A 16,481-nucleotide genomic window follows, 5' to 3' on the forward strand; every position below is an offset into this window, starting at 1 on the left:
AATCAGCGTCATGTCGACGCCCACATCTTCATCGCCGCCATCCGAGGCGACGTCCCCCATCCCGATTATTCTGCTGTGGCGCGCGCTGCGCCCGGCGCGGATGCAGGTCGACGGCCGCGAGCGCTTGCGGGCCGCCGTCGGCGCCGGCATCGGCATGCTGCTGACGGCGCTGCTCGCGCAGCTCTGCATCGCCACGCACCTGATGCCCAGTGCCGTCTGGCTGGTGGCGCCGCTGGGCGCCAGCGCGGTGCTGGTGTTCTGCGTGCCGGCCAGCCCGCTGGCGCAGCCCTGGTCCGTCGTTGGTGGCGACACCTTGTCGGCGCTGGTGGGCATCGCCTGCTGCGTGCTACTGGGCAGCAACCCGGTCTCGGCGGCGCTTGCCGTCGCGCTCGCGATCATGGTGATGTTCGCGCTGCGCTGCCTGCATCCGCCGGGCGGCGCGGCGGCGCTGCTGATGGTGATGGCCAACATCCAGGACTGGCGCTTCGCACTGTTCCCGGTGCTCGTCAACACGCTGGTGCTGGTGACGGCCGGCATGGCCTACAACAACCTCACCGGGCGCCGCTACCCGCACGTGCCGCGGCCGCCCGCGCCGGCCGGCCAGCCCGTCGCGGCGCGCTTCGAGGAACAGGACCTCGACGCCGTGCTGGCCCGCTACAACCAGGTGCTGGATGTCCCCCGCGATCAGCTGAGCGAGCTGCTGCATGCGGCCGAGCTGCGCGCCTACCAGCGCGAGTTCGGCACCCTGCGCTGCGCCGACATCATGTCTGCCGAGCCGAAGACCGTTCAGTTCGGCACGCCGCTGCAGGAAGCCTGGGAGATGCTGCGTCGCTACAACATCAAGGCGCTGCCGGTGATCGATCGCGCCAATCGCGTCGTCGGCATCGTGACCCTGGCCGACTTCATGCGCGCCGCGCCGCTGGACCAGCATGAAGGCTTCGCCAGCCGGCTACGCGGCTTTCTGCAGGCAACACCTGGCCCCAATTCCGACAAGGCCGAAGTCGTCGGCCAGATCATGACCCGCCAGGTGCGTGTGCTCAGCGCCGATCGGCCGGTGTCGGAACTGGTGCCGCTGTTCGCCTCGACGGGGCACCATCACATCCCGATCGTGGGACAGGAAGCGCGGCTCGTCGGCATCCTGACGCAGTCCGATCTGGTGGCCGCGATCAGCCGTCGATCCTCGACGTTAGGCCCCCCCTAATTCCCAGTTCCGACGGAGTGTCGCAAGCCCGGGATGCGCCCCTAAACTGGCCGCTCGAGGGAGGTTCCATACAGCAGTAGACACAGGAATCTCATGAAGACACGCCAGGTCACCATCTTCAATGGCGAGCGCTTCGAAGTGCCGCAGTGCATTCAGCGCATCGACCACCAGTCCACCCACGGCTGGCAAGTCCGCTACAACGGCACCAAGCTTTTTTCGGATCATTCGCAAGACGGTAGCGGCGCCGCCGTAGCGCTGGCCGCTGCCGTCAAGGCCCTGCAGGCCCGCATCGCCAAGGCGCCCGCACCGTCCCGGCTGCAGCGCCGCCCCAGCGGCACCAAGACCAGCGGCCTGCCGGTCGGCATCTCCGGCCCGGTCGTGCGCCAGCGCGCCGGCAGCCGCGTGCGCGACTGCAGCTTCGCCGTCTCCCTGCCCTGCTACGGCTCCCCGCCGCGCGGCCGCAGCGTCTACATCGGCACCGAGAACACCTACACCCCCGAGAAGTACCACGCCGCCCTCGCCAAGGCCGTGGCCCTGCGCGGCGAAGCCGAAGCCGCCTACCAGCGCGCCGCCACCCGCGCCCGCCGGGCCGGCAGCAAGGCGCTGGTGAAGGATGGGGTGGAGGGGGCGTAAGGCGCTCAGCGGCCAACAAAAAAGCCACCCTTGGGTGGCTTTTGCGCTTGATCTTTGTGGTGCGCCCGGTTGGGATCGAACCAACAACCCCTGCCTTCGGAGGGCAGTACTCTATCCATTGAGCTACGGGCGCAGCAACAGCGCGCATTCTAGCAGTGCCCCGGGGTGTGGCCGGGCGACCCACAGATATAATCCGCTGGTTTTGCGCCTTGCGGAGGCCCTGTCGTCGAACGGGGCTCCGGCAGTGTGCGTTCACGAGCAGTTCCAAAGCCAGACATACAGACAGACAACCTGCCGACGCCAGCCAAGAGGATTTCATGAGCGGAACCCACGATCACGCGCACTCTCACGACAGCTTGCATGAAGACCATGAAGGGGGCCATGAGGGTCCGATCCGCACGCCGAAGCAGCTGGCGTGGGCCGTGGGTCTTGCGATCATCGTGCCGGTGATCGTGATCGTGATGCTGGCGAGTTATGTGTCCTCGGAGACCAAGCCCTCGGCCGGCAGCGATGCGCTGGAAGGCCAGGCCGTGGCGGCCCGCATCCAGCCGGTCGGCGCGATCGAGGTGAAGGACGTCAACGACGTCGCGTCGATGAAGACCGGCGAGCAGGTGTTCCAGGCCCAGTGCTCGGCCTGCCACGCCACCGGCGCCGTCGGTGCTCCGAAGTTCGGCGATGCCGCGGCCTGGGGCCCGCGCATCAAGAGCGGTTTCGACGAACTGCTGCACTCGGCCCTGAAGGGCAAGGGCAACATGACGCCGCAGGGCGGCGGCGACTTCAGCGATTTCGAGATCGCCCGCGCGGTGGTCTACATGGCGAATCATGGCGGCGCGAGCTTCGAGGAGCCGAAGGCTCCGGCCGCTGCAGCGTCGGCAGCGTCGAACTGATCGACCGAGCCAACTCAGCAAGCCGACCCACCGGGTCGGCTTTTTTGTTTCCGCCCGGCAAGCTTGGAGACCGTTGAGGCAGGACGTTATGCTCCGCCCACATGGGCCGTCTCGTCCGGATGATCGCGCGCGCTTTGCCGATGCTGGTGGTCGCCACAGCAGCTGCGGCACAGCCGGCTCACGAACCGTCGGCCCGCACCTGGCGGGTCTGCGTCACCGATCTCCTGTTGCCGCCCTACCTGAATGCCGACCCGGTGCGGCTGGGCGTCGCCGAGCGGATGCTGGTGGACGCCGGGCGCCAGGTGGGGCTCAGCGTGCAACTGCTGCGCTATCCGATGAAGCGCTGCGGTGCCATGATGGACAGCGACAGCGCGGATGCGCTGCTGGCCAGCCCGACACCCGGCAACCTGGCGCGCTTCGAGTTCCCGATGAAGGCAGGCGCGGTCGACGCCGGCAGGCGTCTGGCGCGCATCAACCTGGTGTGGGTCGCGCGGGCGGACGCCGCCTTCGACTGGAACGGCCATGCGCTGGCTGGCAGCAAGGCGCCGGACAGCGTCCTCGTCGGCACGCACCTGGGCATGCCCGCTGCGTACGAGCGGCTGCAGGCGCAGGGCTTCAAGGTCGATGCCACCTCGTCGACGATCGCCCAGCTGATGCAGAAGGTGATGGCCGGGCGCATCGACCTGGCGGTGAGCCTGCAGGAGGAGGTCGAGCTCGCCTTGCACGACCCGGCGCTGGCGCCGCTGGTGATGCTGCCGCGCGCTTTCCTCACGAGCGACTTCTACACGGTCGTCCGCAAGCCGCTGGCGCCGGAGATGCGCGAGATCGTCGAGGCCTGGTGGACGGCGATCGGCCGCCTGCGCGAACTGCCCGACTATCGGCCGCGCTGAATAGGTTCCAGCACCACGCGATACCGCGCCAGCAGCTCGGCGAACATCGCGGGCTCCGGCGTCCACCAGCCCTGGTCTACCGCCTGCGCGGCCCACAGCATGTCGACCGTGTGGACCAATCCCAGGCCCAGTGGGGTCGAGAGGAAGAGCCGATCCTGCTCGTCGAGCCAGCAGCCGTCGACGGTCGTGCTCAGGCCCGTGTGGCTCTGCACGCGCCGTTCGGCCAGCCTTTGCTGGTCAAGCCGCCAGATCCACGGCGCGGCCTCCAGCTGCAGGTAGACGCGCTGCGGCCCGTTCTGGAAGAACCAGCAGCCGTCTTCGTCGTGGTCGTAGTTGCGCTCGATGAACTCGCGCAGCTTCTCGTGGTTGATGCGGCTGCCCTTGACCTGCGGAAACGGGCCGGCGTGCTGGATGCGCTCGTCGCGCATGTACCAGTCGCCGCGCGCGTCCAGCGCCAGCCAGCCGTAGCAGTGCGGCACGTTGGGCCATTTCTTCAGCGCGGCCTTGACGATGTCATCCATCGGCGGATTGTTGATCAGAGCGCCTGCGCGAGCCAGTCGCACACCTGCGTGGGCATGCTGAACACGTGGCCGGGCGGCCGGCCGGCCGGGAAGCCGACGTGGCCGCCCTGCGCCGGCTGCCACAGCGTGACGAAGCGCCCCACGTCGTCGTGCAGACGAGGCAGGCTCCACGAGGGCACGAAGGGGTCGTTGCGCGCGTTCAGCACCAGCGCCGGGATGCGCAGCGCCTGCAGATGCGGCTTGGCCGAGGCGCGGGACCAGTAGTCGTCCGTGCCGCGGAAGCCGTGCAGCGGTGCGGTGAACAGGTCGTCGAACTCGTACAGGTCGCGCACCTGGCGCAGCCGCTCGCCGTCGAACAGGCCCGGGTGCTGCGCCAGCTTGGCGAGCGCCTTGGGCACCATCGTCTTCAGGAACATGCGGGTGTAGACGAGCCGGTTGAAGCCCTTGCCGATCGCGTGGCCGGCGGCCGTCAGGTCCACCGGCGAGCAGATCGAGCAGACGGCCCGCGCCGTGGCTGCCGCGCTGTCGCCGGCCTCCTGCGCCCAGCGCAACAGCGCATTGCCGCCCAGCGAGACGCCGGCCGCGACGATGGGCCCGGCATGCGTCGCCTTCAGGCGCGACAGCATCCAGCCGATCTCCTCGAAATCGCCCGAGTGGTAGGCGCGCGGCGCCAGGTTCAGCTCGCCCGAGCAGCCGCGGAAGTAGGGCATCGCGAAGGCCCAGCCGCGCGAGCGCGCGACGGTGCCGAAGGCCTGCACGTACTGGCTCTCGGCCGTACCTTCCAGGCCGTGGAACAGCACCAGCAGCGGCGCGTCGGGCGTGGCGCTGTCGAGCCGGTCGGTGTCGACGAAATCGCCGTCCGGCGTGGTCCAGCGCTCGCGGCGCAGGGTCAGCGGAGTGTCGTCGTTGCGTCGGGCGTAGAGCGCGGGCCAGATGGTCTGCGCGTGGCCGCCGGGAAGCCAGAGCGGCGCGTGGTACTGCATGGAGGACGGGAAGGGCACGGGCTCAGTGCAGGGTCGTCGGTTCCTCGAGCATGTCCTGCATGTCGGCCGGCGTGCCGGGGCTGGCGTGGTGGGCGGCGAGGCGCCAGCCCAGCGCTGTCTTCAGGTAGACGTTGGTGGCGATGACCCAGGCGCTCTGCATCGTGCCTTCGGGGCCGGCGACGTTGACGCGCTCCAGCACCTGGTGGATGGCCGTGTCCTGCGTCTGCAGCTTGCGCACGCGCTCCGGCGCCGCGGCCACCGGGCCGCGCGCGAACAGGGCCTCGAAGGCGCTGCGGATCGCGGCCACGCCGACCAGGCGCTGGCCGCCGGGGTGCACGCAGGAGATCTCGTCCTCGTCGGCCCAGACCTCCATCAGCCGCTCCAGGTCGGCGCTCTGCAGCGCCTCGTAGAACTGCTGTTCGGTGTCGCCGGGCGAGGCCAGCAGGGCGGCGGTCTGGGCTTTGGGGCGCATCGTCGCGAGCCCTGCGTTCAGTGGCCGACGCTGATGTGCTCGCCGGCCGCCAGCTTGTACAGCGTGCCGCAGTACGGGCACTTGCCCTGGCCGCCGTGCGTCAGGTCGATGAAGACCTTCGGGTGGGTGCTCCACAGCGCCATCTTCGGGTTCGGGCAGAACACGCTGCCGTTTTCCTGCACGTCGGCCGCCTTCACTTCGACGGTGGCCGGGGCCTTGCTGTTTTGGTTCTCGCTCATGGTGTTCTTTGGATTCGGGTTCAGACCAGGGTCAGCCACTCGGCGTACTTCGCGTTGCGGCCGTTGACGATGTCGAAGAAGGCGGACTGGATCTTCTCGGTGATCGGGCCGCGCGAGCCGCTGCCGATCTCGATGCGGTCCAGCTCGCGGATCGGCGTCACTTCCGCCGCGGTGCCGGTGAAGAAGGCCTCGTCGGCGATGTAGACCTCGTCACGCGTGATGCGCTTCTCCACCAGCTTCAGGCCCAGGTCCTGGCAGATGTGGAAGATCGTGTTGCGGGTGATGCCGTTGAGCGCGCCGGCCGACAGGTCGGGCGTGTAGACGACGCCGTTCTTGATGATGAAGATGTTCTCGCCCGCGCCTTCGGAGACGAAGCCGGAGGCGTCCAGCAGCAGCGCCTCGTCGTAGCCGTCCTCGGTGGCCTCCATGTTCGCCAGGATCGAGTTGGAGTAGTTGCTGACCGCCTTGGCCTGCGTCATCGTGATGTTGACGTGGTGGCGGGTGTAGCTGCTGGTCTTGACGCGGATGCCGCGCTTCAGGCCTTCCTCGCCCAGGTAGGCGCCCCAGGCCCAGGCCGCGACCATCAGGTGGATGGTGTTGCCCTTGGGGCTGACGCCCAGCTTCTCGGAGCCGATCCAGGTGAGTGGGCGCAGGTAGCAGCTCTCCAGCTTGTTCTCGCGCACGACGGCCTTCTGCGCTTCCTCGACCTGCTCGATCGAGAAGGGGATCTTCATGCGCAGGATCTTGGCGCTGTTGAACAGGCGCTCGGTGTGCTCGCGCAGGCGGAAGATGGCGGTGCCCTGGGCGGTGTTGTAGGCGCGCACGCCTTCGAAGGCGCCGCAGCCGTAGTGCAGCGTGTGCGTGAGCACGTGGATCTTGGCGTCGCGCCAGTCCACCAGCTCGCCGTCCTTCCAGATCTTGCCGTCGCGATCATCCATGCCCATCGGGGTGCTCCAGTCTGCGCTATGCCAGGAAAGCTGGCGATTTTAGTGGGCGTCGGCGGGAATCAGGGTCCAGCGCTGCACGCGGCCGTCGCCGCCCAGCTCCACCTCGACGCGCGCACCGCCCGCATCGGTCCAGCCATAGCGCTGCACCGTGCCCGGCAGCTTCTCGCCCAGGCTGCCGGCCAGCGGCAGCAGGTCCACCATCTTCATGCCGGCACGCAGCTGGCCGTCCAACGCCGCGGCGCTGGCCACGCGGCCCACCGGGCCCTTCGAGGCCATGCCCATCAGCTTCATCAGCCGGGCGAACTGCAGCAGCAGCCAGGCGATCAGCACCGTCATTACCAGCACGACGCCCTGCCAGCCGAACAACGCGCCCGCGGCGAACAGCGCCACCAGCGCCGCCGCGATGCCGAGCAGGCGCTTCATTGAGACTTGTCCCAGCTGTAGGCCCGCTCGACCTTGGCGATGCGTAGCTCGTAGTGCGCATACCACTCGGCACGGCCGCGCTCGCGCGCCAGCGTGTGCTCGGCATGGGCGCGCCAGGCGGCGATGTCTTCCAGCGTGGCCCAGTAGGAGACGGTGATGCCCAGGCCACCGGCGTCGCGGGCGCTCTCCACGCCCAGGTAGCCAGGCTGGGCGGCGGCCAGCTCCAGCATGCGGTCGGCGGTGTCGTCGTAGCCGTCGACCTCGGCGGTGCGTTGGCTGGTGAAGATGACGGCGTAGTACGGTGGCTTCATGGCGGGATTCATGCCCGGAATCATAGGGACCGCGCCAGCTCCATCGCCTCCTCAATTCTTTCCACGCCGTGCACGGTCAGGCCCTCGATCGGCTTCTTCGGCGCATTCGCCTTGGGCACGACGGCGACGCTGAAGCCCAGCTTCGCGGCCTCCTTCAGCCGCTCCTGGCCGCGCGGCGCGGGCCGCACCTCGCCGGCCAGGCCCACCTCGCCGAAGGCAATGAAGCCGCGCGGCAGCGGCCGGCCGCGCAGCGAACTCTGGATCGCCAGCAGCGCGGCCAGGTCGGCCGCCGGCTCGCCGATGCGCACGCCGCCGACGGCGTTGACGAACACGTCCTGGTCCATCGTCGCCACGCCGGCATGCCGGTGCAGTACGGCCAGCAGCATCGCCAGCCGGTCGCGGTCCAGGCCGACGGAGAGCCGCCGGGCGCCGGGGCCGCCGCTGTCCACCAGCGCCTGGATCTCCACCAGCATCGGCCGGGTGCCCTCCAAGGTGACCAGCACACAACTGCCCGGCACCGGCTCGCCGTGCGTGGACAGGAAGATCGCGCTCGGGTTGGCCACGCCCTTCAGGCCCTTCTCGGTCATCGCGAACACGCCGATCTCGTTGACCGCGCCGAAGCGGTTCTTGATCGCGCGCACCAGCCGGAAGCTCGAATGCGTGTCGCCCTCGAAGTACAGCACCGTGTCGACGATGTGCTCCAGCACGCGCGGGCCGGCCAGCGCGCCTTCCTTGGTGACGTGGCCCACCAGCACCATCGAGCAGCCGGTGGCCTTGGCCGTGCGCGTCAGGTGCGCCGCGCATTCGCGCACCTGGGCGACCGAACCGGGCGCCGAAGTGAGCTGCTCCGAGTAGATCGTCTGGATCGAGTCGATCACGCAGAAGCCCGGCCGCTCGGCCTCCAGCGTGGCCAGGATCTTCTCCAGGTTGATCTCGGCCAGCACACGCACCTGCGCGCCGGACAGGCTCAGGCGGCGCGAGCGCATCGCGATCTGCGCGCCGGATTCCTCGCCGGTGACGTAGAGCACCTTGATCTTGCGCGAGAGATCGTCGATCGCCTGCAGCAGCAAGGTCGACTTGCCGATGCCCGGGTCGCCGCCGATCAGCACCACGCCACCGGCCACGATGCCGCCGCCCAGCACGCGATCCAGCTCCTCCTGCCCGGTGGACGTGCGCTCGAAGTCGGTCGCCTCGATCTCGCTGAGCGTGGCCACCGGCTGGCTCTTGGCCAGCGCCTGATAGCGGTTCTTGCTGGCGCCGCCGGCGGGCTCCGCCGGCCCTTCGACCAGCGTGTTCCAGGCGCCGCAGCCGGCGCAGCGGCCGAGCCATTTGGAGCTGATCGCGCCGCAGTCGGAGCAGGTGAAGACGGTCTTGGATTCCTTGGCCATGGGGCCGATTGTCGAGCCGTCGCGCTCAGTCGACTTTGATTTGCTGGCGTGTCACGCCGAAGTGCTTGTAGTAGTGCTGTTCGTAGATCGCCGCCAGCGTGCCGTCGCGGCGGATCGCCTGCATCGCCGTTTCCAGCTTCTGCAGCAGTTCGGCCCCCAGCGGCGAGGCGTGGGCGACGGCGATCGAGCGCGGGGTCGGGTCTTGCACGCGGAACTTCGCGGGCTCGACCTGGCCGCCCAGCTTCAGCCGGTGGATCAGGACCAGGGCCTGGTCCTCGGGCAGCGGCACGGCGTCGATGCGGCCCAGCACCAGCTTGCGCAGGTTCGCCTCGCTGCTCGGTGCCGATTCCTTGATGAGCCGCGGGTCGGCATCGAAGGTGGGGAAATAGCTGCTGCCGCCGACCACGCCGATGCGCGGGCCGAGCAGGTCTTCGTAGCGCTCGATCCTGCCGGCCTCGCCGGTCCGCACCATGAACACCCGGTCCGAGGCCGAGAGTCGGTAGGGCGTGTGCAGGAAGTCCAGGTAGGCGGCGCGCGCGGGCGTGCGGTTGAGGCCGATCGTCAGGTCCGCCTGGCCCTGTTCGAGCATCGCGAGGCAGCGTCGCACGGGACAGTCGTGGATCTCGAGCCGGCGCCCGACCCGCCGCGCCAGCTCGCGCACGATCTCGGTGTACGCGCCGGTGAAGGCCGGGCCCTCGCGGGTGAGCCAGGGGGACAGCTCGGCGAAGGCCATCACCAGCGGCTTGTCCGGCGCTGAAGCCGCACCCGCGCAGGCCAGCGGCCCGGCCAGGAAGGCCAGGCAGGCCGCCGCATGGGCGGTGACGCGGAAGAGGAGGCGGAGTCGAGGCACGGAAGGGCCAGTCTAAGCGCCGCCCATGTCTTCGGCATCACGGGTCCGCGGCCACTGTGCTAAAACGCCGGGCTGCAGTTTTTTCGTTCGTCCCGATCATGGAATTCTCGACCTGGCTGGCCTTCTTCGCCGCCGCATGGGCCATCAGCCTCTCTCCCGGTGCCGGCGCCATCGCGGCGATGACCTCCGGCCTGAACCACGGCTTCCGCCGCGGCTACTTCACGACCTTCGGCCTGGTGCTGGGCATCATGACGCAGATCATCGTCGTGGGCGCCGGCCTCGGCGCGCTGATCGCCGCCTCCTCGCTGGCCTTCATGCTGGTCAAGTGGGGCGGTGTTGCCTACCTGGTCTGGCTGGGCATCCAGCAGTGGCGCGCGCCGGCCGTGCCGATGGTGGCCGCGGCCAACCCGGCCGACGCGCCAAAGACCGTGACCCGCCGCCAACTGGTGATGCGCGGCTGGCTGATCAATGCGGTGAACCCCAAGGGCACGGTCTTCCTGCTGGCCGTGGTGCCGCAGTTCCTCGATCTGCATGCCGCGCTGCCGAAGCAGTACGCGGTGATCGCCGCCACCCTGGCCTTCACCGACTCGGTCGTGATGGCCGGCTACACGGTGCTGGCCGCGCGGGTGCTGACGGTGCTGCGCTCGGCGCGCCAGATCATGCTGATGAACCGCACCTTCGGCAGCCTCTTCATCGCCGCGGGCATGCTGCTCGCCACCTTCAAGCGCGTCGCTTGAGCGCGCCCGCCACCGCCTCCTCCCGCTGGTTGTTCTGGGGCCCGACGCTGATCTGGGCCAGCACCTGGCATGTGATCCTGTTCCAGCTCGACAGCGGCGTGCCGGTGCTCAATTCCGTGGCCTGGCGCTTCGGCCTGGCGGCGCTGCTGCTCGCGGGCCTGGCACGCTGGCGGGGTGAATCGCTGCGGCTGCCCGGGGCGGCACATGCGCTGGCGCTGGCCACCGGCATCGTCCAGTACAGCGGCAACTACTGGTCGGTCTACGAGGCCGAGCGCCACATCCCGAGCGGCCTGGTGGCCGTGCTGTTCTGCCTGATGGTGTTCGGCAACGCGCTGTCGGGCCGGGTCTTCTTCGGCCAGCCGGTCACGCGCCGCTTCCTCGCCGCGGCCTGCGGCGGCGTGCTGGGCGTCGTGCTGATCTTCTGGCCTGAGATCGCCGCCACCGGCGCGCGTCCCACGGCCGGCTACGGCCTGGCGATCGGCCTGTTCGCCGTCCTCGCCGCCTGCGTCGGCAATGTGCTGACCTTGACCCTGACCCGCAAGCGCGGCCTGCCGCTGATCCCGGTGCTGGCCTGGAGCATGGCCTATGGCTCGCTGTTCCTGATGGCCCTGTCGCTGGCCACCGGCGCGGGCCTGCACTTCGCCTGGACGGCGCCCTACCTGCTTTCGCTGCTGTACCTGGCCGTGCTCGGCTCGGTCGTGGCCTTCGTGCTGTATTTCAAGCTGGCGCAGAAGAAGGGCCCGGCCGGCGCGGCGCTGACCAGCGTCGTGATCCCGGTGATCGCGCTGGCGATCTCGGCCGCTTTCGAAGGCTGGCGGCCGACGCTGCTGGCGATCGCCGGCATGGCGATCTGCCTGTCGAGCATCTACGCGGCGACGCGCTGAACCAGCTCCGGCGGCACGAACTCGCTCGGCCGGCTCGCGTCGACCATCACCGTCAGCCGGCTGCGCGCCCGCGTCGCCGCCACGTAGAACAGGTTGCGCTCGTCCGCGGCATCGGCGCCGGCATCCGGGAACACGCCCTGCTTCAGATAGGGCAGCAGCACGTGCTCGAACTCCAGGCCCTTGACGTGGCTGGCGCTGGCCAGCGTGATCGCCGGCACGTGGATGCGGTTTGAGCGGGTGCGGCCGGCGGCCAGGCCGGCCAGGCGCTGTTCGTCCTCCTCGTCCAGCTGCCGCAGGAAGCCGAAGAAGGCCAGCGCGCCGGCGTGGCTGTGGGACGCGGAGGCGAGGCCTGCCATGTGGCGCTGCACCTCCTGGCGGCGCTCGCGGTCCACGTAGGCGTCCATCGCGAAGCGCGGCATGTCCAGCGCGGCGAGGAAGTCCTCGAAGGCGCAGTCGCCCGACGATGAGCCCCGAGCCACCGCCATCGCGCGCCGCAGCCGCTGCTGCACCGGCTTGGGCGCCCAGTTCATGATGTGCTCGTTGAAGATCGCGGCGACCACCACCTCGCTGTCCGCCGCCTGCTTGGACGCCTCGCGCAGGAAGGTCTCGGCGCTACGGTAGTCGGGGTCGCCGTCGCGCAGCACGGGCGTCTGCGTCATCTCGAACAGAGCCGCCGGGATCAGCGCGCGGGTGCGTGCGCCGCCCAGGGTGTCCAGCCGCTCGCTCGCCACCGCGAAGGCGCAGCGCACGAACAGCACCTCCGGCCGCAGCAGGTAGGTCGTGAAGCCGTCGCAGCGGTAGGCGATGCGCTCGCGGTGCAGCGCGTTCTCGATCAGCATCGATTGCGAGGGATGGCGCAGCAGCACCGCGCAGTCCTCGTAGACCTTGTCCTTGCGCTGCTCGCTGCGCCAGGCCTTCAATGTCGCGACGACGGCTTCTTCCGTGCTGGCCAGGCCGGCGGCGTCGCAGGCGATGCCGGCCAGCCGGGTCTCGGCCTTCGCGTCGCCGGCGATGGTCTTGCCGGCGTGGCGGCCCATCCAGCGCGCCAGCGGCGGGCCGTAGCGGAAGCTCAGACTCAGCGGCAGGCGCTTCAGCCTGCGGCCGAGGCCGGCGTCCAGCTCGCGGCTCATGAAGCGGGCGTCGGCGCCATTCATTTGATGGATCACCTGGTGCCGGTCGCCCACGGCGCAGAAGTGCACGGCCGGGTTCGCCAGCAGCGCCTGCAGGATCGTGAACATCGCGGCGTTGCAGTCATGCAGCTCGTCGACGAAGACACCGCGCCAGCGGCCCAGCGGGAGCGACTGCGGATCGATCCGGTCCTCGCCTTCGTCCTCGGCCGGCAGCAGCAGCCGTGCGAGGTCGTAGGTGGCGTCCAGCGGCATGCGGAAGTTCGCGTGGCCCCGACCGCTCTCGATCCGGTGCGCCTCGTAGCGGCGCAGCACGCGCAGCAGCGTGTAGTCCAGGCCGAGGTCCTCGACCGCATGGTCCGGCGTGTCGCGGCCGCCCTCCGCCGGGTTCAGCTCCAGCAGCAGCCGGCCCTTGACCCCGGCCGTGCGGCGCAGGAACTCGCCAACGTAGCTGTCCGAGCCGTGCGAGGGCAGCTGCAGCTCGTCCGGCCAGGGCTCGCGCGGGTTCGCGCCGACCTGCTCGATCGCCGCCCAGACGAAGGGCGCCGCCTGCTCGGCATGGCGGAAGTGCTCGACCGGATCTTCGCCATCCAAGGTCTCGGCCTCGCGCAGCACGCCGGCGGCGAAACTGTCGAAGGTCTCGATGCGCAGCAGCTTCAGCGCCTGCGGGTCGCAGCCGATGAAGCGCAGCGCCTGGCGCAACGCGGTGCAGGCCGTGTCGGTGAAGGTTAGCGCCAGCAGGCCGCGCGGATCGGCGCCCAGTGCCAGCGCCTGGCAGATGCGCAGGGCCAGGGTCGTCGTCTTGGCCGCGCCGGCGGCCGCCTCGATCAGCAGCGAGCGCTCGGGGTAGCGCTGGATCGCCAGCTGTTCGGCGGTCGGCGTGATCGCCTCGGTGATGAACTCATTCATTCAGGATTGATCTTTCCGCGGCCGGCCTTGATGCCGCCGCGCAGGGCCTTGCCTTCCAGCCGCCGCTGCTGCGAGCCCCAGGTCGGCTTGGTCGCCCGGCGCGCCTTGGGCACATGGGCCACGCTCTGCACCAGCGCGACGAGCCGGGCCACCGCGTCGGCCCGGTTCATCTCCTGGCTGCGGTGTTCCTGGGCCTTGATGACGACGATGCCCTCGCCGGTGATGCGCTGGTCGCTCAGGCGCAGCAGGCGTTCCTTGATGGCGGCGGGCAGGGTGCTGCGGGCGATGTCGAAGCGCAGGTGGACGGCGCTGGACACCTTGTTGACGTTCTGCCCGCCCGGCCCGCCGGCGCGGATGAAGCTGAAATCCAGCTCCCAGTCCGCCGGGTGCCAGTCGAGCAGCATCGCGGACTAACTCAAATGTTCTACGGTGACCGGCACGCGCCGGGCGAGGGCACACATCAGCTCGTAGCCGATCGTGCCGGCGGCGTGGGCGATCTCGTCGATCGGCAGGGCGGAGCCGTTCGGGCCCTTGCCCCACAGCGTCACCTCCGAGCCGAAGCCGGCCTGCGGCAGGGCGCTCAGGTCCACGGCGATCATGTCCATCGACACGCGGCCGACGGTGGCCGTGCGCTGGCCATCCACCAGCACCGGCGTGCCGCTGCCGGCGTGGCGCGGGTAGCCGTCCGCATAGCCGCAGGCGACGATGCCGATGCGCATGGCCCGCTCGGCGGTGAAGCGGCTGCCGTAGCCGACCGTGTCGCCGGGTTGCAGCTCCTGGACGCCGATGATCTTGGAGCGCAGTGTCATCGCCGGCTGCAGGTTCCAGTGGGCGGCGTCGTGCTCCGGGAAATCCGGCACGCCGCCATAGCCCATGATGCCGACGCGCACCCAGTCGCCCCCGACACGGGTGGCGTGCCGCAAGGTGGCCGCGCTGTTGCACAGGCTGCGCTCGCCGGGCAGGTCGGCCGCGACCTTGTTGAAGATTTCGAGCTGGTGGGCGATGCCGTCCGCGCCGAGGCGCTCGGAATCGGCGTCGGAGAAGTGCGTCATCAGCGAGATCTCGTCCACCTGCGGCAGCGCGTTGAGCCGCGTCCAGGCGGCGCGGAAGGCCTGCGGCGTGAAGCCCAGCCGGTTCATGCCGCTGTTCAGCTTCAGGAACACGCGGTGCGGCTCGTGCGTCTTGTGCATGGCCAGCCAGTCGATCTGCTGTTCGCAGTGGACCGCGTGCCACAGCTTCAGGCGCGAGCAGAGTTCCAGGTCGCGGGTCTCGAAGCAGCCTTCCAGCAGCAGGATCGGGCCGCGCCAGCCGAGCGCGCGGATGCGCTGCGCCTCGTCGAGGTCGATCAGCGCGAAGCCGTCGGCCCCGCGCAGGCCCTCGTAGACGTTCTCGATGCCGTGGCCGTAGGCGTTGGCCTTGACGACGGCCCAGGCCTTCGCATCGGGGGCGCGGCGGCGTGCGACGCCGAGGTTATGGGTCAGAGCGGCGACGTGGATCAGGGCTTCGATGGGACGTGGCATGGGTCAGGATTGTGGCACTGCACCAATCGCCATCGGGACTCTCACGGGTCGGGCGGCCGAGTCTCGCCAAAGGGGTGCATGCTATAAACCCGCCGCAGTGCCGGCCCCTTGGCGCGGTTGTTCCTTGCGCCACAGTTCGAATCGGGTTCATGAAAAAAGGCTTCTTTACCATCATGTCGGCGCAGTTCTTCAGCTCGCTGGCTGATCAGGCGCTGTTGGTTGGAGCCATCGAACTGCTGAAGAGCACGCATGCGCCCGCCTGGCAGGTGCCGGCGCTGGGGCCGATGTTCGCGCTGTTCTATGTGATGCTCGCGCCCTTCGTCGGCGCCTTTGCCGACGCGGTGCCCAAGGGCAAGGTCATGTTCTATTCGAACCTGATCAAGATCGTGGGCTGTCTGATGATGCTGTTCGGTGCGCATCCGCTGATGTCCTACGCGATCGTGGGCCTGGGCGCGGCGGCCTATTCGCCGGCCAAGTACGGCATCCTCACCGAGCTGCTGCCGCCCTCGCAGCTGGTCAAGGCCAATGGCTGGATCGAGGGCCTGACGATCGCCTCCATCATCCTCGGCATCCTGCTGGGCGGCCAGCTGGTCGGCCCGCACATCGCGCCGGTGCTGCTGGGCTTCGACTTCCCGTTCATCGACACCGGCATCGACACGCCGCCCGAGGCCGCGATCGCGAGCCTGGTGGTGCTGTACGTGGTGGCCGCCATCTTCAGTCTCTACATCCCGCGCACCGAGACGCCGCTGCAGCCGCTGCTGCACAGCCCGGCTGCGCTGGTGCGCGACTTCGCCGCCTGCAACTCGCGCCTGTGGAAGGACAAGCTGGGGCAGATCTCGCTGTCGACGACGACGCTGTTCTGGGGCGTTTCCGGCAATATGCGCATCATCGTGTTCCCGTGGGCGCTGGCCGCGCTGGGCTACACGACGACGCAGGCCTCCAACCTGGCCGGCGTGGTGGCCCTGGGCACGGCGATCGGCGCGGTGATGGCCTCGTCCTACATGCGGCTGGACCGCGCCACCAAGGTGATCCCGCTGGGCATCGTGATGGGCGTGCTGATCGTCGGCCTGAACGTGATGCACAACGTCTGGATCGCCGCGCCCTTCTTGGTGCTGCTGGGCCTGGTCGGCGGCTACCTGGTGGTGCCGATGAATGCGCTGCTGCAGCACCGCGGCCACAACCTGATGGGCGCCGGCCGCTCGATCGCCGTGCAGAACTTCAATGAGCAGGCCTGCATCCTCGGCCTGGGTGCGCTCTACACGGTGATGACGCGGGCGGGCCTGTCGGCCTACATCTGCATCGCCGTCTTCGGCTCCGTCGTGGCCGTCACGATGTGGCTGATCCGCCAGTGGCACCTCAGCAACTGCGTGAAGCACAAGGACGAGGTCGACCGTCTTCTCGCGCTGGCCGGCAGCGACGTGCTGCAGCACTGACGAGCCCCTCGCCCAGCCGAACCACGCTGAACGCGGGCTCGGCTGGTCGGTCCCCCGAGGGGACGGCGATGCTTGGGGCGTCGAGCCCCAAGCACATCGCCAGGTGGGCCGGCTTGGGAGCGGCCC

19 protein-coding genes and 1 tRNA gene are annotated in these 16,481 nt (G+C 69.4%); 7 read left to right on the forward strand and 13 right to left on the reverse strand.

Going from position 1 to position 16,481, the window contains the following annotated elements:
- The first annotated feature begins 10 nt into the window (after window positions 1-10).
- Together SNE35_RS09855 and SNE35_RS09860 are read left to right on the forward strand one after the other, a co-directional pair.
- Window positions 11-1,201 (forward strand): HPP family protein, encoded by a 1,191-nt coding sequence (locus SNE35_RS09855; RefSeq protein WP_431312731.1) that lies wholly within the window; start codon window positions 11-13, stop codon window positions 1,199-1,201.
- Between the two features lie 93 nt (window positions 1,202-1,294).
- Window positions 1,295-1,834, forward strand: a complete 540-nt coding sequence (locus SNE35_RS09860; protein ID WP_320422725.1) for a hypothetical protein — start codon at window positions 1,295-1,297, stop codon at window positions 1,832-1,834.
- A 57-nt stretch (window positions 1,835-1,891) separates the two neighbouring features.
- On the opposite strand, the gene SNE35_RS09865 is transcribed toward SNE35_RS09860, so the two are convergent.
- Window positions 1,892-1,967 (reverse strand) — tRNA-Arg (locus SNE35_RS09865).
- Between the two features lie 184 nt (window positions 1,968-2,151).
- Here SNE35_RS09865 and SNE35_RS09870 point away from each other — a divergent pair.
- Both SNE35_RS09870 and SNE35_RS09875 read left to right on the forward strand, forming a co-directional pair.
- Window positions 2,152-2,721 (forward strand): c-type cytochrome, encoded by a 570-nt coding sequence (locus SNE35_RS09870; protein ID WP_320422726.1) that lies wholly within the window; start codon window positions 2,152-2,154, stop codon window positions 2,719-2,721.
- 101 nt (window positions 2,722-2,822) lie between these two features.
- Window positions 2,823-3,611 carry a hypothetical protein gene (locus SNE35_RS09875; RefSeq protein WP_320422727.1) on the forward strand — a complete coding sequence of 263 codons (789 nt, stop codon included), beginning with the start codon at window positions 2,823-2,825 and terminating at the stop codon, window positions 3,609-3,611.
- Here the strand turns inward: SNE35_RS09875 and SNE35_RS09880 are convergent.
- From SNE35_RS09880 to SNE35_RS09920, 9 genes are read right to left on the reverse strand one after another with little or no spacing between them, the layout of a single operon-like run.
- Window positions 3,596-4,132: a DUF2946 family protein gene (locus SNE35_RS09880; protein WP_320422728.1), complete on the reverse strand. Its 537-nt coding sequence runs from the start codon at window positions 4,130-4,132 to the stop codon at window positions 3,596-3,598. The two genes, SNE35_RS09875 and SNE35_RS09880, sit on opposite strands and share 16 nt — an antisense overlap.
- Before the next feature lie 14 nt (window positions 4,133-4,146).
- Window positions 4,147-5,115 carry a YheT family hydrolase gene (locus SNE35_RS09885; RefSeq protein WP_320423150.1) on the reverse strand — a complete coding sequence of 323 codons (969 nt, stop codon included), beginning with the start codon at window positions 5,113-5,115 and terminating at the stop codon, window positions 4,147-4,149.
- A 22-nt stretch (window positions 5,116-5,137) separates the two neighbouring features.
- Window positions 5,138-5,587: a YybH family protein gene (locus SNE35_RS09890; RefSeq protein ID WP_320422729.1), complete on the reverse strand. Its 450-nt coding sequence runs from the start codon at window positions 5,585-5,587 to the stop codon at window positions 5,138-5,140.
- 17 nt (window positions 5,588-5,604) lie between these two features.
- Window positions 5,605-5,826: a zinc-finger domain-containing protein gene (locus SNE35_RS09895; protein ID WP_320422730.1), complete on the reverse strand. Its 222-nt coding sequence runs from the start codon at window positions 5,824-5,826 to the stop codon at window positions 5,605-5,607.
- A 20-nt stretch (window positions 5,827-5,846) separates the two neighbouring features.
- Window positions 5,847-6,770 carry a branched-chain amino acid transaminase gene (locus SNE35_RS09900; RefSeq protein WP_320422731.1) on the reverse strand — a complete coding sequence of 308 codons (924 nt, stop codon included), beginning with the start codon at window positions 6,768-6,770 and terminating at the stop codon, window positions 5,847-5,849.
- 42 nt (window positions 6,771-6,812) lie between these two features.
- On the reverse strand, window positions 6,813-7,196 hold the full coding sequence (locus SNE35_RS09905; RefSeq protein WP_320422732.1) for a hypothetical protein: 384 nt from the start codon (window positions 7,194-7,196) through the stop codon (window positions 6,813-6,815).
- Entirely contained in the window at window positions 7,193-7,519 is a 327-nt protein-coding gene (locus SNE35_RS09910; RefSeq protein WP_320422733.1) for an antibiotic biosynthesis monooxygenase family protein, read from the reverse strand. Before SNE35_RS09910 ends, SNE35_RS09905 begins: the two co-directional genes overlap by 4 nt.
- A gap of 8 nt (window positions 7,520-7,527) precedes the next feature.
- The gene (gene radA, locus SNE35_RS09915) at window positions 7,528-8,895 is read right to left on the reverse strand and encodes a DNA repair protein RadA (protein ID WP_320422734.1); all 1,368 of its coding nucleotides are present in this window, start codon (window positions 8,893-8,895) and stop codon (window positions 7,528-7,530) included.
- Window positions 8,896-8,920: 25 nt separating this feature from the next.
- Window positions 8,921-9,745: a substrate-binding periplasmic protein gene (locus tag SNE35_RS09920; RefSeq protein ID WP_320422735.1), complete on the reverse strand. Its 825-nt coding sequence runs from the start codon at window positions 9,743-9,745 to the stop codon at window positions 8,921-8,923.
- A 98-nt stretch (window positions 9,746-9,843) separates the two neighbouring features.
- On the opposite strand from SNE35_RS09920, the gene SNE35_RS09925 reads away from it, so the two are divergent.
- Both SNE35_RS09925 and SNE35_RS09930 read left to right on the forward strand, forming a co-directional pair.
- Window positions 9,844-10,482 (forward strand): LysE family transporter, encoded by a 639-nt coding sequence (locus SNE35_RS09925; protein WP_320422736.1) that lies wholly within the window; start codon window positions 9,844-9,846, stop codon window positions 10,480-10,482.
- Window positions 10,479-11,366: a DMT family transporter gene (locus SNE35_RS09930; protein ID WP_320422737.1), complete on the forward strand. Its 888-nt coding sequence runs from the start codon at window positions 10,479-10,481 to the stop codon at window positions 11,364-11,366. Before SNE35_RS09925 ends, SNE35_RS09930 begins: the two co-directional genes overlap by 4 nt.
- On the opposite strand, the gene SNE35_RS09935 is transcribed toward SNE35_RS09930, so the two are convergent.
- Genes SNE35_RS09935 through alr form a run of 3 tightly spaced genes read right to left on the reverse strand, consistent with a single transcriptional unit; the run spans window position 11,348 to window position 14,922 of the window.
- A complete protein-coding gene (locus tag SNE35_RS09935; RefSeq protein WP_320422738.1) occupies window positions 11,348-13,402 on the reverse strand; it encodes a UvrD-helicase domain-containing protein in 2,055 nt (684 codons plus the stop codon). The two genes, SNE35_RS09930 and SNE35_RS09935, sit on opposite strands and share 19 nt — an antisense overlap.
- On the reverse strand, window positions 13,399-13,806 hold the full coding sequence (arfB, locus tag SNE35_RS09940; protein WP_320422739.1) for an alternative ribosome rescue aminoacyl-tRNA hydrolase ArfB: 408 nt from the start codon (window positions 13,804-13,806) through the stop codon (window positions 13,399-13,401). Before arfB ends, SNE35_RS09935 begins: the two co-directional genes overlap by 4 nt.
- 6 nt (window positions 13,807-13,812) lie before the next feature.
- Window positions 13,813-14,922, reverse strand: coding sequence for an alanine racemase (gene alr / locus SNE35_RS09945; protein ID WP_320422740.1), 1,110 nt, complete (start codon window positions 14,920-14,922; stop codon window positions 13,813-13,815).
- Window positions 14,923-15,071: 149 nt separating this feature from the next.
- Here alr and lplT point away from each other — a divergent pair, with 149 nt between their 5' ends.
- Window positions 15,072-16,355 carry a lysophospholipid transporter LplT gene (lplT, locus tag SNE35_RS09950; protein ID WP_320422741.1) on the forward strand — a complete coding sequence of 428 codons (1,284 nt, stop codon included), beginning with the start codon at window positions 15,072-15,074 and terminating at the stop codon, window positions 16,353-16,355.
- The last annotated feature ends 126 nt before the right edge of the window (window positions 16,356-16,481 follow it).

It is taken from the genome of Roseateles agri (assembly GCF_034043675.1).
Lineage (GTDB): Bacteria > Pseudomonadota > Gammaproteobacteria > Burkholderiales > Burkholderiaceae_C > KK5.

Coding starts and splice junctions, on each gene's coding strand:
- SNE35_RS09855 (WP_431312731.1), top strand. CDS start 11: ATGTCGACGCCCACATCTTCATCGCCGCCATCCGAGGCGACGTCCCCC.
- SNE35_RS09860 (WP_320422725.1), top strand. CDS start 1,295: ATGAAGACACGCCAGGTCACCATCTTCAATGGCGAGCGCTTCGAAGTG.
- SNE35_RS09870 (WP_320422726.1), top strand. CDS start 2,152: ATGAGCGGAACCCACGATCACGCGCACTCTCACGACAGCTTGCATGAA.
- SNE35_RS09875 (WP_320422727.1), top strand. CDS start 2,823: ATGGGCCGTCTCGTCCGGATGATCGCGCGCGCTTTGCCGATGCTGGTG.
- SNE35_RS09880 (WP_320422728.1), bottom strand. CDS start 4,132: ATGGATGACATCGTCAAGGCCGCGCTGAAGAAATGGCCCAACGTGCCG.
- SNE35_RS09885 (WP_320423150.1), bottom strand. CDS start 5,115: ATGCAGTACCACGCGCCGCTCTGGCTTCCCGGCGGCCACGCGCAGACC.
- SNE35_RS09890 (WP_320422729.1), bottom strand. CDS start 5,587: ATGCGCCCCAAAGCCCAGACCGCCGCCCTGCTGGCCTCGCCCGGCGAC.
- SNE35_RS09895 (WP_320422730.1), bottom strand. CDS start 5,826: ATGAGCGAGAACCAAAACAGCAAGGCCCCGGCCACCGTCGAAGTGAAG.
- SNE35_RS09900 (WP_320422731.1), bottom strand. CDS start 6,770: ATGGGCATGGATGATCGCGACGGCAAGATCTGGAAGGACGGCGAGCTG.
- SNE35_RS09905 (WP_320422732.1), bottom strand. CDS start 7,196: ATGAAGCGCCTGCTCGGCATCGCGGCGGCGCTGGTGGCGCTGTTCGCC.
- SNE35_RS09910 (WP_320422733.1), bottom strand. CDS start 7,519: ATGAATCCCGCCATGAAGCCACCGTACTACGCCGTCATCTTCACCAGC.
- radA (WP_320422734.1), bottom strand. CDS start 8,895: ATGGCCAAGGAATCCAAGACCGTCTTCACCTGCTCCGACTGCGGCGCG.
- SNE35_RS09925 (WP_320422736.1), top strand. CDS start 9,844: ATGGAATTCTCGACCTGGCTGGCCTTCTTCGCCGCCGCATGGGCCATC.
- SNE35_RS09935 (WP_320422738.1), bottom strand. CDS start 13,402: ATGAATGAGTTCATCACCGAGGCGATCACGCCGACCGCCGAACAGCTG.
- arfB (WP_320422739.1), bottom strand. CDS start 13,806: ATGCTGCTCGACTGGCACCCGGCGGACTGGGAGCTGGATTTCAGCTTC.
- alr (WP_320422740.1), bottom strand. CDS start 14,922: ATGCCACGTCCCATCGAAGCCCTGATCCACGTCGCCGCTCTGACCCAT.
- lplT (WP_320422741.1), top strand. CDS start 15,072: ATGAAAAAAGGCTTCTTTACCATCATGTCGGCGCAGTTCTTCAGCTCG.